The 15385-nt window shown below is 40.2% G+C and carries 15 protein-coding genes and 1 tRNA gene; 6 read left to right on the forward strand and 10 right to left on the reverse strand.

What is annotated here, in order from left to right:
- Nucleotides 1–292: 292 nt before the first annotated feature.
- The 3 genes from rarD to uvrB all read right to left on the reverse strand — a co-directional run bounded on the left by rarD (nt 293) and on the right by uvrB (nt 4087).
- The gene (gene rarD, locus AC4CU2_RS10165) at nt 293–1228 is read right to left on the reverse strand and encodes an EamA family transporter RarD (protein WP_114836601.1); all 936 of its coding nucleotides are present in this window, start codon (nt 1226–1228) and stop codon (nt 293–295) included.
- Nucleotides 1229–1377: 149 nt separating this feature from the next.
- Nucleotides 1378–1962, reverse strand: coding sequence for a lipocalin family protein (locus AC4CU2_RS10170; protein WP_336000250.1), 585 nt, complete (start codon nt 1960–1962; stop codon nt 1378–1380).
- Between the two features lie 103 nt (nt 1963–2065).
- The gene (uvrB, locus tag AC4CU2_RS10175) at nt 2066–4087 is read right to left on the reverse strand and encodes an excinuclease ABC subunit UvrB (protein ID WP_490768774.1); all 2022 of its coding nucleotides are present in this window, start codon (nt 4085–4087) and stop codon (nt 2066–2068) included.
- 175 nt (nt 4088–4262) lie between these two features.
- Here uvrB and AC4CU2_RS10180 point away from each other — a divergent pair, with 175 nt between their 5' ends.
- The 3 genes from AC4CU2_RS10180 (at nt 4263) to AC4CU2_RS10190 (ending at nt 7703) form a co-directional block, all read left to right on the forward strand.
- Nucleotides 4263–5054, forward strand: coding sequence for an A1S_2505 family phage non-structural protein (locus tag AC4CU2_RS10180; RefSeq protein WP_490768775.1), 792 nt, complete (start codon nt 4263–4265; stop codon nt 5052–5054).
- 441 nt (nt 5055–5495) lie between these two features.
- Nucleotides 5496–6029: a hypothetical protein gene (locus AC4CU2_RS10185; protein ID WP_490768776.1), complete on the forward strand. Its 534-nt coding sequence runs from the start codon at nt 5496–5498 to the stop codon at nt 6027–6029.
- A gap of 207 nt (nt 6030–6236) precedes the next feature.
- A complete protein-coding gene (locus AC4CU2_RS10190; protein ID WP_490768777.1) occupies nt 6237–7703 on the forward strand; it encodes a sensor domain-containing diguanylate cyclase in 1467 nt (488 codons plus the stop codon).
- Nucleotides 7704–7745: 42 nt separating this feature from the next.
- Here AC4CU2_RS10190 and AC4CU2_RS10195 read toward each other — a convergent pair whose 3' ends face one another.
- Complete coding sequence (locus AC4CU2_RS10195) at nt 7746–7925, reverse strand: hypothetical protein (protein ID WP_004693646.1); 180 nt, start codon at nt 7923–7925, stop codon at nt 7746–7748.
- Nucleotides 7926–8142: 217 nt separating this feature from the next.
- Here AC4CU2_RS10195 and AC4CU2_RS10200 point away from each other — a divergent pair, with 217 nt between their 5' ends.
- Entirely contained in the window at nt 8143–9369 is a 1227-nt protein-coding gene (locus tag AC4CU2_RS10200; RefSeq protein WP_005399684.1) for a pyridoxal phosphate-dependent aminotransferase, read from the forward strand.
- A 102-nt stretch (nt 9370–9471) separates the two neighbouring features.
- Here the strand turns inward: AC4CU2_RS10200 and AC4CU2_RS10205 are convergent, their stop codons facing one another.
- Entirely contained in the window at nt 9472–10341 is an 870-nt protein-coding gene (locus AC4CU2_RS10205) for a DMT family transporter (RefSeq protein ID WP_490768778.1), read from the reverse strand.
- Nucleotides 10342–10463: 122 nt separating this feature from the next.
- Entirely contained in the window at nt 10464–10883 is a 420-nt protein-coding gene (locus tag AC4CU2_RS10210) for a GFA family protein (protein ID WP_148826274.1), read from the reverse strand.
- Nucleotides 10884–11223: 340 nt separating this feature from the next.
- On the opposite strand from AC4CU2_RS10210, the gene AC4CU2_RS10215 reads away from it, so the two are divergent.
- Nucleotides 11224–11658, forward strand: coding sequence for a PaaI family thioesterase (locus AC4CU2_RS10215; RefSeq protein WP_062032408.1), 435 nt, complete (start codon nt 11224–11226; stop codon nt 11656–11658).
- Between the two features lie 69 nt (nt 11659–11727).
- Here AC4CU2_RS10215 and AC4CU2_RS10220 read toward each other — a convergent pair whose 3' ends face one another.
- A complete protein-coding gene (locus AC4CU2_RS10220; RefSeq protein WP_224466597.1) occupies nt 11728–12186 on the reverse strand; it encodes a hypothetical protein in 459 nt (152 codons plus the stop codon).
- A gap of 251 nt (nt 12187–12437) precedes the next feature.
- Here AC4CU2_RS10220 and AC4CU2_RS10225 point away from each other — a divergent pair.
- Nucleotides 12438–12513 (forward strand) — tRNA-Asn (locus tag AC4CU2_RS10225).
- A gap of 740 nt (nt 12514–13253) precedes the next feature.
- Here AC4CU2_RS10225 and AC4CU2_RS10230 read toward each other — a convergent pair.
- Genes AC4CU2_RS10230 through recO form a run of 3 tightly spaced genes read right to left on the reverse strand, consistent with a single transcriptional unit; the run spans nt 13254 to nt 15381 of the window.
- The gene (locus AC4CU2_RS10230; RefSeq protein ID WP_490768779.1) at nt 13254–13907 is read right to left on the reverse strand and encodes a MiaE family protein; all 654 of its coding nucleotides are present in this window, start codon (nt 13905–13907) and stop codon (nt 13254–13256) included.
- Nucleotides 13908–13931: 24 nt separating this feature from the next.
- Nucleotides 13932–14657 carry a pyridoxine 5'-phosphate synthase gene (gene pdxJ, locus AC4CU2_RS10235; RefSeq protein WP_062032398.1) on the reverse strand — a complete coding sequence of 242 codons (726 nt, stop codon included), beginning with the start codon at nt 14655–14657 and terminating at the stop codon, nt 13932–13934.
- Nucleotides 14658–14670: 13 nt separating this feature from the next.
- On the reverse strand, nt 14671–15381 hold the full coding sequence (gene recO / locus AC4CU2_RS10240) for a DNA repair protein RecO (RefSeq protein WP_004980401.1): 711 nt from the start codon (nt 15379–15381) through the stop codon (nt 14671–14673).
- Between the last annotated feature and the right edge of the window lie 4 nt (nt 15382–15385).

Here is a 15385-nt window from a genome sequence, read left to right on the forward strand (position 1 = left end):
ATAAATTTTAAAACCCAACAATTGTAAAGGATTTAGCGCCAAGTTTGAATCGAAAGCTGTAAATGCATGATGTTTTTTGTCGTATATTCATTATTAATTTAAGAAATGATTGCATTTAGTCTGATGATTTTGCAGTATAAAAATTAAAAAAATATTTTTTTAGATAAAAAATAAACAGTTACGCAAATGATGTTTTATCAAACAGTCAACTATTCTAAAAGGGCAAGAAACAAATCAGGAACTTGCTTATCGCCCAAATTCTAGAGCAATGACAGCTCCGAACATCATCAAATTAGTCTGAATGTTGCTTTTTTTCAAAATGCTCAATATTTCGTTCGAGCTGTTTTTTATTTTGTTGCTGTTTATATAAATGCAACACACCTTCAATAATAAGCAATAAGACTGCGAACCAAATTGGAATATAGGTAAACCACTCACCTGGCTCTATACGCTCTCCCATGGCAACTGATGCTCCTGCTAATAAAACAGGCTCCAAATAACTCAGCAAACCAAAGATCACAAAAGGTAAATAACGACTCGCGAGTATATAACTTCCGAGTCCCATTGCACTTAAGAAACCCAGTCCGATGACCGCCAAAATCAGATGTGGAAACTCTTGTATCAAAGCCAAACTATCGCTATGCACAAAGCCCAAATAAAACGCGACAGGTAAAATTAAAAACAGATCCCACCAGAAGCCACCCAAATGATCCGTTTTACAAACACGGCGCAGGAAGAAATACAAAGGATAAGCCAAAGCGATATAAACCGTTTCCCATGCCATGCTACCAATACGCCAAATTTCATGTCCTACCCCAAGCACAGCAAAGGCTACCGCGGCCATTTGCCAACGGGATAGTTTTTCCTTGTAAAGGATGCAACCAACCAACACCATGACCAAAGGCAGTAAAAAATAGCCGAGCGATACTTGTAGACCACGACCATTCATGGGTCCCCATAAGAATAGCCACAACTGCGTGGTACATAAAACCGAACTGAACAATAACCAAGCAAACATCCAAGGTTGTTTAAAGATACGCTTAAACAACTCCGAAATGAGTTTTAAATCGCCACTCCACCACATGAATGCGGTTAAAAAGGGTAAGGTCGAAAGCATACGCCAAGCAAAAGTTTGCTCACTATCTAAGGGCTTTAAAAAAAAGGTATAAAAATACAAAACTCCAAAAGTGACGGATGCTAAAACCGATAGTGCAACACCTTTATACATCCTTCACTCCACATTGATTTACACGATTTTTTGATAGGCGGCAATTATAAAGCGTTCGACTGTATAAAGCTTTATTATTCAAGTTTTAAAATACGTATATGAAACTAAAAAAGCCATGCTTCAGCATGGCTTTCAAGGCTTAATAGATTTTACTTTTGCAATTGCTTGGTATGAATCAGATCATTCAAGTCATAACCCACTGACTTTGCATATTCTAAGTATTCATTAATAACTTTTTGGTCTGGTTGTGGCGAGCGAGAAAGCACCCACATATATTTACGGCGTGGCTCACCCACTAAAACCGTTTGATAGTCATCATCAATTTTTAAAATCCAATAATCCCCCCGTGCCACAGGTAACCAACGCACCGCCTCAGGTAAAAAACTCACTTTCAACTTACTGTTAAAAGGTGGGTTTTGTACAAATGCCTCACCTATGGACTGCATCAACTTACCATCTTGGGCATAACAGCGGTTATCTACGGTCACATTGCCATTTTCATTCAGGGTATAAGTAGCCGAGACATTAGTTCCGCATTTATTTTGGAAGTACATGGGCTTACGTGCAATTTCGTACCAAACACCCAAATAACGGTCTAATTCAACCTTATCCACCACGGCTAAGGGTTTGCTTTGGGCGTAAGCCATGGTTACCATGCCTAACCCGACTAAAACAGCACCACCTACAGCAATTTTGGCAAGCGTAAAACCCGCCTTTGGAAGATTTGCAGACATAAACTGTACCTTTAATATTTCAGAATTTATGATCTAAAAATAAACATCTCTTTAAAAAATAATGCTTTCTACCCAAATTACTGTAGCGTTATGTAAATGCAACTTAGGTTAGAAGTTGTGCTTTTAAGCGCAAAATTTCATCTCGTAGACGTGCAGCTTGCTCAAACTGTAGCTCTTTAGAAGCTTTTAGCATTTCTTTTTCCAGCTTGCTTAAATGCTTGGCAAGAAGTTTCGGATCGGATAGCAAGTGCTGCTCATCTGCACTGAGCGTTTGGTGTTGATCTGTGATACCACTTTCAACTTGATCATCTGTCAGCACTTCGCCTGTATCAATATCCTTTTTATTTTGTCTGATGGTGCTACGCGGAATAATGCCATGCAGCTCATTAAAGGCCATTTGTTTTTCACGACGACGGGCTGTTTCATCGATGGCTTTTTGCATCGAATCGGTAATCCGATCACCATATAAAATCGCTTTGCCTTTTACATTACGCGCTGCACGCCCAATGGTTTGAATCAAAGAGCGCTCAGAACGTAAGAAACCCTCTTTGTCTGCATCCAAGATAGCCACTAAAGACACTTCAGGCATGTCCAAGCCTTCACGTAGTAAGTTGATCCCGACGAGAACATCGTAGACACCTGAACGTAAGTCATGAATAATTTTCACCCGTTCAACGGTATCAATATCTGAGTGCAGATAGGCAACTTTGACGCCATACTCTTTTAAATACGAGCTTAAATCTTCTGCCATACGTTTGGTTAAGGTGGTAACCAAGACACGCTCATCGAGATCTTTACGGATATTGATCTCAGACAACACATCATCAACTTGAGTCAATACCGGACGTACTTCAATTTCGGGGTCAATCAACCCTGTAGGACGAACCACCTGCTCAGCTATTTGCTCGGCTTTTTCAAGCTCGTATTTGGCTGGTGTAGCACTGACATAAATCGTTGCTGGCGTAATCCGTTCCCACTCTTCAAACTGCATTGGACGGTTATCTAGTGCGCTAGGAAGACGAAAACCATAATTCACCAAGTTTTCTTTACGCGAACGGTCACCTTTATACATCGCGCCAATTTGCGGCACAGTCACGTGTGACTCATCAATAATCAGCAAAGCATCATCAGGAACATAATCAAATAAGGTTGGCGGCGCTTCGCCCGCGGGACGACCGGATAAATGACGTGAATAGTTTTCAATACCGTTGGTATAGCCCAACTGCTGCATCATTTCTAAATCATAACGGGTACGTTGCTCAATTCGCTGTGCTTCAAGCAATTTGTCATGTGCACGAAAGAAACCTAAACGCTCTTTTAACTCTTCACGAATCGTGCCGATGGCGCGCTCTAAATTATCTTTCGGTGTCACATAGTGGCTTTTTGGGTAAATTGTCACGCGCGGAACTTTACGTACCAGTTTGCCTGTCAGTGGATCGAACCAGCGAATCGAATCGACTTCATCATCAAACAATTCGATTCGAATCGCATGCTGGTCTGATTCCGCAGGGAAAATATCGATAATTTCACCACGAATACGATAGGTACCACGTAAAAACTCAAGCTCATTACGGCTATATTGCATTTCCACCAAACGACGAATGATGTCATCACGTGCGATACGATCGCCCTGTACAATATGTAGCAACATGCTCATATAAGCATTAGGGTCACCCAAACCATAAATAGCAGAAACTGAAGCAACAATAATTGCATCTCGACGCTCTAAGAGCGAACGTGTTGCAGATAAACGCATTTGGTCAATGTGGTCATTGATCGCTGAATCTTTTTCAATGAATGTGTCTGAAGATGGCACGTAGGCTTCAGGTTGGTAATAGTCATAATAACTAACAAAATATTCGACAGCATTGTTCGGAAAGAAAGATTTGAACTCACCATAAAGCTGTGCAGCTAAGGTTTTATTATGCGCCATGACAATGGTCGGACGTTGCGTCCGCGCAATCACGTTGGCCATGGTATAGGTTTTACCAGAACCCGTAACCCCAAGTAACAACTGGTCGTGATAGCCCTTTTCTATTCCAGCAACAAGCTTTTCGATGGCTTGCGGCTGATCACCTGCGGGTTGGTAATTGGTGACTAAATCAAAAGGTTTTTTCTCACTCACAGACATATCCCAAGATTTGCTTCTTCAACCGACTATTTTAACAGATTCAATCCCGAGCAATTCCTGCTTTTAGATTTTTAATGTAATTTACTGAAAAGATTACAAAGATTTTTTACTTGACCCCCCCGTATTTCAAGGGCAACATGAAGTGAAGAAGAGCGAAAAATCAGAGCCTATGACTTACCAATATCATGACGAAAGCATCGTCAAAAACCTAGATGAACATACCGTATTTGTGTTTGGTAGTAACATGGCAGGTCAACATGCTGATGGCGCTGCCCGAACTGCACTTGAACACTTTGGCGCAATCAAAAGCGTCGGACGTGGTTGGTCAGGGCAAAGTTATGCCATTCCCACCATGAACGAACACTTACAACAAATGCCGCTCTCGCAAATTCAGCACTATATTGATGACTTTAAAATCTATACCAAAAATCATCCTAAAATGACTTACTTTCTAACCTCTATCGGCTGTGGTATTGCGGGTTATAAAGTTGAAGAAATTGCTCCTATGTTTAAAGGCATTTCTCATAATGTTATTTTCCCCGCATCATTTCGCCCATTTGTGGAAAGAACTCTGCCACGCCTAAGTAAAAAATTTTTGCATACTATTTTTAACGATGCTGTGATTTTCAGCACTCAAAATGATGACATGCTGATTCAGCATTTGGCCTTAACCGATAATGAAAAAAGTTTAGCCAAAATTATCCTCAACACGCGTATGTATCCAACCGACAGTAATGGTCGCGATCGTGTGTTTGAAATTGAAGATATTTTACATGCGCTGTCAGGGAAAATATTTGATTTTGAGACCAACGCGGAGGGGCGCATGCTTTTTGGTGGTGCCATTCTAGCGCTGTTGGAACTTTATAATATCAATGAACAAGACTTCATTGAAGTTTGGCAAGGCACACGAGAAATCGCACCACCGAAGCCTGAACATCGTGCGCGAAAAGCCTCACGTTAAATCCAGTCTTCTCAAAAAAGCCAATCCATCAGATTGGCTTTTTTCGTTAAAAATAATAGAGTTATTAGAATCTTCCCTATCCCCAATCGCCAACTACTACAAAAATAAAGGTGACGATATTGTTCCTGCTTTTCTCTTTTTAACTTTTAAAGGTTCACTTACACTCTGAATCATAATCATACTTTTCAAAAATTTAAAAAAATCATGAGAACAAATAGACAGCTTAAAGCCTTAAAATCCAGAAGAAACAAGCATGCCGTTTTTAGCATAGTGGTTGCCGTTGTCATGCTGATTGCATTTTATCAACTGCCTCAGTTTCAAGATTTTAATTTTATAAATCTATCCCCAGTCTACTTTATCGTCCTTGTATGCTTATCCTTCCTCAAAAAGACAAAGAACGAACAACCAAAAAAGAACAACCTCCTCTTAAATATTTTATTCATGACGGCGCCCTTCTTCATTATTAATGTTTTTGCACTTTCCAGTCTCAGCAAATTTACTGACTATTCGGCTGTACGTATTGCAAACCACCTACCCACCCCACAACACGTCGAGGGACAAATTCTATTAAATGGCTACACTGTGGGCTCTGGGCGAAATAAATCACATTATGAAGATGTTGTGTTAAATGAACCCTCTCAGCAGCAACCACTAAGACTGGTCTGTAATTTTATGGATCGCTTTAAGAGCTGCCCACTCTTAAAAAACTTTCAACAACAAAAAGTCAGTATCCGTTATTACACTGACAGTCGCCAGTTTATCTACCCAGAAGTTTTGGTGTTATCGGTCACAACGGACAACACAACCATCAGCAGCCAAGACTTCATGCGCATCTACCAACAACAACGAAGCAATTTTTTGATGTATTTATTCTTCATGATATTGATTCCAAACCTGTTAGTAATCAATTTATTTTGGCGCGACCATCAATATCAACAATCACAAACTTTTCGCTATCGACCTCAAAGTATTTAGCGCTTATCACTATCAGCATACACACTCTTTTCAGCTCCAAAACCATTGGAGCTTATGCACTTTCCATAAGCAATAAATATGCATTTTTTGACTAAATCCCCCATAAACTCACATAAATTTTAAAAATAACTTTTTTTATCACATTATTTTAAAAAGTTTTTTTAGCGCTTATACTGCTTTAAATTTCAACATAAAAACGAGATATAAATGCAATTATTGGACTCTCCTATTTTTGAATTATCTCCCATTGCCATGTGGTTAGAAGACTTTAGCGAAGTACAAAAACAATTCGATCTTTGGCGGAGTGAAGGTGTTGAAGATATTGCGTCTTTTCTGTTGGAAGACAAATCACGTATTTTAAGTTGTGCGCATAAAATTAAAGTCTTGCATGTCAACCCGCAAACCTTAAAACAATTTGAAGCCGAAAGTTTTGAAGATTTAACTGCAAACCTTGCGCAAATTTTTAAAGCAGATATGTCAAGCACTCATTTAAATGAGCTGGTCGCACTTTGGAATGGTGAGACCGTATTTGAAAATACTGCTGTAAACTATACGCTTACAGGTCATCGCCTTGACATTCGACTGCGCGGAACAGTACTTCCCGGTCATGAACACGATCTTTCGTTGGTTCTGATCACCACGGAAGACATCACGCCTTATGCCAATGCACAACGTTTAGAAGAAAAAAGTCGTTTAATTGCTGAGGCACGTTTTCAATACTCGCCTACTTCGCTTTGGGTTGAGGACTTTAGCCGAGTCAAAGCACGTTTAGATCATTTACGTCGTTTAGGGATCGGTGACTTTAAAACCTTCCTTGATGTCCACAATGACTTTATTAATGAATGTCTCAAAGACATCATGGTTACCGATGTCAACCAAGCTACACTCGATTTGTTTGCTGCACGTGACAAAGACCATTTACTTAAAAATTTGCATAAAGTCTTTCAGAACGAAACCCAACAGACCTTTCGACATCAGTTGCTCGAACTATGGGATGGCAATATTCAACATAACTGCGAAGCGGTCAACTACGCGCTCGATGGCAGTATTCGCCATGTGCTGTTACATTTTGCCGTGTTTCCAGGCTTCGAAGATGATTGGGGTATGGTTCAATTGGCACTCACCGATATTACTGCACGTAAAAAAGCCGAAAATTATCTTGAGTACTTAGGCAAACATGATGTCTTAACCAAACTTTATAACCGCTCTTTCTACAGCACTGAAATTAACCGACTTGAGCGCAACAACCTACGTCCTGTGTCTTGTATTTTCCTAGATATGAATGGCTTAAAAGCCATCAATGACAACCTTGGTCATGATCAAGGCGATAGCTTATTACGCCGTATGGGTAATACCCTGAATCAGTTAATTGAAAACACGCAATACTCTGCTTCAAGGATCGGTGGTGATGAATTTGTGGTGCTATTACCTGCCGCCGATGAAGCCGCATTGAACCATTGTATTGAAAGTTTGCATGAACTTTTAATGGTCGATAACCAATTTAACAATCATCAACCTATTAGTGTGTCGGTTGGAACTGCCACCAGCCAGCCAAATGAGCGGGTTGAAGATATGCTTAAACGTGCCGACACTGCGATGTATGAACACAAAAAAACCTACTATGCAGAAAATGATCGACGGGTTAGCAATTACAACCCAACGAATGATCAATAAAAAAGCGCCCTAACAAGGGCGCTTTTTTATTTCAATGGCGAATCAACGCTTACCCATTGAACGACGGGTGCCACGTGGTGGCATCCAAGTACGATCTGCATATTGTTCAGGTTTTGGACGAACCTGATTATGTGCAACATCGTCAGCACTTTGTTCAGCATTTGGCATTGGGAATGGGAGATTCACCAAAGGTTTTTTTGAAGTAGGCTGTTGCTTACTCATGACCATCACTCTCATCAAATTGCGCTTATTTTAAAGTTTTTTTCATAAAGATGCGAGAAACTTCCTAATTCTGTACATTTTTGAAATCATTAATTCAAAATTGAATTTTTTTTATGTTTTTTGCAGAAAATCTGTGTTTTTAAACGCCTTGCTTGAGTTTTTTAAGCTAAGATAGTGTGCTTTTTATTTTTTAAACCCTATAAGAAGGAATACTGCCGTGGACGTACGTCTCTCTGATCGTGTGAATGCCATCAAACCGTCCCCAACTCTTGCTGTTACCAACAAAGCTGCTGAATTAAAAGCGGCTGGCAAGAACGTTATTGGCTTGGGCGCAGGTGAACCTGACTTCGACACCCCACAACACATCAAAGATGCAGCAATTGCAGCGATTAACAACGGTTTCACAAAGTACACCGCTGTAGATGGTACGCCTGGCCTTAAAAAAGCGATTATTGCAAAATTCAAGCGTGACAATAACCTTGATTATGCTGCAAACCAAATTTTGGTTTCTTGCGGCGGCAAGCAGTCATTCTTTAACTTAGCATTAGCTTTGTTAAACAAAGGTGATGAAGTGATCATCCCTGCACCATTTTGGGTAAGTTACCCAGACATGGTTATTATCGCTGAAGGTGTTCCTGTTATTGTAAAATGTGGTGAAGAACAACGTTTCAAAATCACACCTGCTCAACTTGAAGCTGCGATCACAGACAAAACTCGTTTAGTGGTTTTAAACAGCCCATCAAACCCAACAGGTATGATCTACACTAAAGCTGAATTAGAAGCTTTGGCTGACGTTCTTCGTAAATACCCTGAAGTTTACATCGCTTCTGACGATATGTACGAACCAATCCGTTGGGATGACGAATTCTACAACATCGCAACAGTTGCACCAGACCTTTATGACCGCACAATCGTGTTAAACGGTGTGTCTAAAGCGTATGCAATGACTGGCTGGCGTATTGGCTATGCAGCGGGCCCTGCTAAGCTTATTGGCGCAATGAAAAAAATCCAATCGCAATCAACTTCAAACCCAACTTCTATTTCACAAGTTGCTGCTGAAGCTGCGTTGAATGGCCCTCAAGACGTTCTTGAGCCAATGATTGAAGCATTCAAACGCCGTCATGACTTAGTTGTTAGCGGTTTGAACGACATCAACGGTATTTCTTGCTTACCTGCTGATGGTGCATTCTATGCATATGCAAACATCCGTCCATTAATTCGTGCGAAGGGCTTAAAATCTTGCACAGAATTCTCTGAATGGTTATTGGAAGAAACTGGCGTTGCCGTAGTTCCTGGTGATGCATTCGGTTTAGGTGGTTTCATGCGTATTTCTTATGCAACTGCTGATGAAGTACTTGTAGATGCGCTTGCACGTATCAAGAAAGCGGCTGATTCAATCGAAGGCGTAGATGCTGCGATTGCTTCAATTGCTGCTGAAAAATAATTTAACCCTTTAAAGTTAGATTAGAAAAACCCGCGAACTTCGCGGGTTTTTTATTTTTAAACAAAATCTGAAAAATTTGCTCTTAAGCCCATTTAAATAATTTTAGAGCCGTGTAGTACCAGCAGAATCTATTGTATCTACGTCTTTGTTGCTAGATGACGCCGAAATCACCAAGGCAATGCCTGCCAGAATAATCGTCGCAGAAATAATGATTCGGAAGCTCAACGCTTCACCAATAAACAATGCCCCACCCAGAATCGCCAAACATGGCACGGACAATTGCACGCTACTGGCCGTGACCCGATCAATTTTCTTCACTATGGCATACCAAAGTACATATGCTCCACTCGATGCCAAACCACCAGATAAGAGTGCCAACAGCATACCCTTTGGGTTAATAAAACTCTGTGTGTAAAACAACAAATAGACCAAGACAACAAAAGGAATCGCCACTACAAAATTTGCCAAACTACTGGCCAGTGGATTATGCATATTTTTACCTGCGATGCTATACATCGCCCAACCTATGCCTGAAAGCACCATCAATGCAGCATAACCCAAAGGAGGTGCCGAAGACCCTGGGAGCAATAAAATCAAAAGACCTAAAATAGCAATCGACAACCCAAACCCGCGTCGCAAATTGATTTTTTCACCATGACACAGGCCATAACTGACCATACTTAACTGCACTGTCCCAAACAGTAGTAATGCACCTACACCCGCATCAATATGCAAATAGGCCAGCGAAAAAGCCACAATATATAAGGCAAGAAAAAATCCATTTTTTATACTCCACTCTATTTTGGCCTTATGAGTAGAGAGCATATACAGTAGAAATAACACCATTGCACCGCTACATACCCGAAGCAAGCTAAAACTCATCGGATCAATCTGCTGCTCAGCCAACGCTAAACGACATAGCACCGAATTGGCTGCAAAGGCCAACATTGCAATGGAAATTTTAAGCAGCATGTTTGAGCATCCTTATTCAACAGCCTGCTTTAGATATATCTTATTAAATCTAGAGAGTTTTTCTCATGAAATTTATCAGCAATATCAATGTGCAACTCAGATGATTCAACCTGAATACCTTATTATTTAGCATCATCTGGTGAAAATAAAGCAATCACATCAGCTTCCGTGAGTTGCTCTGTAGAATACTTGAATTGGTAAAAATCAGGCTTATTATCAATATAAATTTCTGTTGTAAGTTTTAAATCTTTTGGCTGTTCTTCCATCGCAAACACATTGATATTGCAATAGCTGCCGTCCTGAGTTCGCCAAAAAAGTGACGTGCCACATTCGCTACAAAAACCACGCTCCCCCCAATCCGATGACTTGAATAATTTTAAATATTCTTGATTGTCAAACTTTAAACTACTGGGTTCGACATCAATACTCATGAGTACCCCGCTCGACTGCTGGCGGCACATCGAACAATGACAAGCATGCACATCATGATTTTTGAGTGCGGCTTGGAACTTAGTTTTACCGCATAAACAGGACACGTTCATTGTGAGTTCCTTCTCCATGTGAAGACTGTATAAAATTACTAAAACCTTGTTTATCTTATATATAAATAAAAAACAAAGAGTGTATAAATTTTGTGCACCACATTAAAACAATGCCCACGTTTAGGCTGCTCCGTTCTATCAACACTCAAATCATCAAAATGAATACGCTTACACTCTTTACATGAAATCCGTTCGCAACATCATCTCAATCCGTGATTACGATTTCGTTGATTTTGTACTGATCAATCCAATGCTCTATATTGACGAAAAGAGTGAATTTTGCTTAATTAGATAACAAGTTCCAAAAAGGAACTCATAGATAAATATAGGAATGAACAAGATGAATCCCAAAGAAATGACAGGACTACAACTCTTAGAAGCCATGTGTACAGGAAAAATTCCACCCGCAAGTATCAGTGAAACCATTCCCATGCAGCCTTTTGAAGTTTCTGAAGGGAAAATTAGCTTTAAAGCAAAAGCGGATCATCGTCATTTAAACCCGCTTGGTGGCGTGCATGGTGGCTTTGCAGCAACAGTACTCGACTCAGTGACGGGTTGTGCCGTACATACTATGCTTGAAGCTGGTGTTGGCTATGGCACCATTGATCTGAATATTAAAATGTGCCGACCAATTCCAAGAGACAAAGAACTACTTGCCATCGGCAGCGTGATCAACATCAGTAAGAACTTAGGTATTTCTGAAGGTAAAATTGTAGATGAAGACGGTAAACTCTACGCCCATGCCACAGCCACATGTATGATTATTCGTCCCTAAAAACGAAAGGCACTGATAAATTTCAGTGCCTTTTTTACGCCAAAGCAAACTTTACTTCAGCATGACAGATCAAATTGCGGTTTTAAACGTCTTCAGCGTCTGCAATTTTGAGACTTCGGGACGCTCAGCCCCTTTATAAATACAATAGTATTTAAACGCACTATCTAAACTCACGTCTAAACTTTTACCTTCAGCAGCAGACCAGACTTTTGAACGATTACTGCCTGATAAAGCACTGCCTGACAACTGATACAAATACAGATCATGCTCTCGCTTCACAGTTCTTTTAAGAGTACTCGTCGACTGTGTTGAAAGCAACTGACAAGGACTGTTGACCAGCCAACGCTCACTAAACCAAAGTTGTAATAAATCACCCAAATACAAGTCTGTACAACCGACTGGCCAAACATCAATATAGGCAGACTCTACAGGGGTATAGTATTGTTCAGGGTTTGAAATAATAGAGAGATACTGATCTTGATAATCAGCTAGGTTTGCAAAAATATCGGAAATGGTAAGCGTATTCATTCGCTTTCTCCTGTTTAGCCATTTTAGTGCTGGCAAGTTGGTTATAAATCCACACTGTTTAAGTTTTCACTTAAACGCTCTGTTGTTGAAATCAGACTATCAACGACTTTTCAACATTGCAAGCACTTCAATACGATTTTTTTTGAAAATGATTTTTTTGTTCAAATAAAAAGCATCCAATATAAAAATGACAGCAACATGACATTTTAGACTTGACCCTCTATGAAATGTCCTTATAATCGCCTGCAGATTCTCCAATAGCTCAGTCGGTAGAGCGACGGACTGTTAATCCGCAGGTCCCTGGTTCGAGCCCAGGTTGGAGAGCCAAATTCTAGAAAGCCCACACCATAAGTCGTGGGCTTTCTTCTTTTTCTATGTCTTAAAAATTTCGCTGCTTAAGATGTAAATCTTCCAGCTAAACCCAACAGAAAGCCAGAACTAAACTATTCTCGAAAAATCACTTATCTTAAGAAATCCTAAAAAAAGATTCACAAGAAAAATCATGAGCACATTTAAAACACATGTGGATGTTCGTCCAGATCACTTCCCGATGACAGCAATTGAAATGAAAAAATGGAAAGGGCAAAAAGATTAGGAATACCAGCTTAGTTTTAGTGATCCTGCTTATGAAGATATTTCTACTGGATGTAATCATTATGAGTAAAATGACAGCTTATTTTTAATTTTTATTCACCTACCACAGCCAATCATTAAAAATATTTTTAAGAAAATAGATCTTTCAACCCAATTAAGTCATGTCTCTGAGACTTTGCGAAATACTCTTTCTGATGTAACCATTTTTCATGATGTGGAACGTGGAAGATATAAAAAGTACAATAAATCATCGTCAAAATTCTAAGCACACCTACTCAAATCACTCATGCCACTGACTCATATTTCGCGATTTTATTGAAAGAAATTACAGCTCTCAATACATCATATCTACCCCCCTTTGATTAAAAAGCCCAATCGATAAAGATTAGGCTTTTTAATGAGTCAGAATTATCTACACTGAGAATCTGCAACTTCGAACAGTCTACAAACTGTAGCATTCACCCGCTTTATTCCTAAGCCGCTTCCGCAGGCACACCACTATGGAAACGGAATACATCATCAGGTGTGCTAATCAGATCTTTTTCAACATTACGGATATGATCAATACGGGCTTGAATATCTTCTTTCGGATTTTTCAATTTCCCCGTTTGCGCAACCTCTAAAGCCAAAGCCAAATAGTCTTCAAAATGGCGTGATTCAGACTTTAGCAAGTAGCGATAGTAACGACCCAACTCATCATCCACCAAAGGTGCTAACGCGTAGAAACGCTCACAAGAGCGTGCTTCTACAAAGGCACCAATGATTAAAATATCAATTAAAGCCTCAGGCTCATAAGTCCGCACTTCTTTACGTAAACCACCCGCATAACGACCAGCACTCAGATTGCTCCACTCTAGCCCGCGCTTTTTCATAAATTCAAGCACTTGCTCATAATGCAGCATTTCTTCACGAACCAGTTGTGCAAGCTTGACTTGCAAATCTGTAAAAAAGCTATAACGAAACATGAGGTTCATCGCTGTACCTGCAGCTTTCTTCTCACAATTCGCGTGGTCTTGCATCAGCACATCAAGATTAGTCAGTGCTTCAGCCAACCAAGCTTTTGGTGTTTCACAGCCCAAGAAGTCCATGACGGGCTTCATGAGTTCATCATAATTGATATTCGACATATTCAAATCTTAAAAACTTTAAAATTAACGTGCAGCTTTAATCACTGCTTTCATTTCGCGTACAGCTTGTTCCAATCCGACGAAAATAGCATCGGCAATCAATGAATGTCCGATGTTTAATTCATGAATCTGTGGAATTTGTGCAATTGGGGTCACATTTTCAAGGTTGAGTCCATGCCCAGCATTCACCACTAAACCTTTAGATGCTGCATATTCGGCACCTTTGACAATGCGTTCAAGCTCATGTTGCTGAGCTTCAGGAGTTTCTGCATCAGCATAAGCGCCTGTATGAATTTCAATGGTTGGTGCACCACAAGCAACTGCTGCATCAATTTGTGCAAAGTCAGCATCAATAAACAAGGACACATCACAGCCAATCTCAGACAAGGCTTGAGTCGCCGCTTTGACATCGTCAAAATGTCCAACCACATCCAAACCACCTTCAGTCGTCACTTCTTGGCGCTTTTCAGGAACGAAACACACATGATGCGGTTTAATTTCTTTGGCAAACGCAATCATTTCATCTGTAACTGCCAACTCTAAATTCATACGTGTTTTAAGCACTGGACGCATACGACGCACATCATCGTCCTGAATATGACGACGGTCTTCACGTAAATGCAAAGTAATACCTTCTGCACCCGCTTGCTCACAGATCAGTGCTGCATTGACTGGATCTGGATAAGAAGTCCCACGCGCTTGTCGTAAAGTTGCCACGTGGTCAATATTTACACCAAGTAATGCAGCCATATTCATTTCCTAATTACGATTGAGTTTGAGTGTTCTGAATCCACAACTGACGACTTTTTAAGGGGCGATCGCCCAACAATGAACTGATCATTTGTCGATACAACTTGGTCAGTAATTGTAACTGTTCCAAACCAAAATCCCTACCCTTTTCATATTGGCACATGCTTAAAATTTGCTGTCCGTTTAAGGTCGCTCGCGAAGCTTGTGCAGTAGGAATAAAGCCTTCATTCAGCTGGAATATATAGTTGAGTGATGCTTGAATTTCGAGTTGATTGGCATCAGTTGAAAAATCTAAGGCATAGCCCAAATCTTCCAGCAGTTCGTGCTCAAACTGCCTTAGAATTTGTTTTAAAAATTGATTAGGATCGGCTTGCTGCGCTAGTTGTTGTAATTGCGTTAGCGTATGCGCATATTGAGCAAAACTTTGCTCCATTTGTACTTCGAGCGGACACAGCCTGAGTAGGATCTCATTGAGATAAAAACCTGAAAAAAAAGCATCCCCGAAGAAAAAAATCGGCTGATTGACAATTTCAAGTTTTGTAAAATTTTTGAGTTCAGATTTACCCGAAGCTTGTAAACAAATCGGCTGATATTGTGGCGGCGGGGTTTGCCTTAGAATGCCATCAACTCGCCCATGCTCTTGGGTAAATAAATGCACAATATGACTACGTTCACGGTATTTTCTATGGTGAATTAAATAACCATGCAGTACTTCATTGCGCATGAGA

The sequence above is a fragment of the Acinetobacter sp. 797_lipA genome (assembly GCF_058243025.1).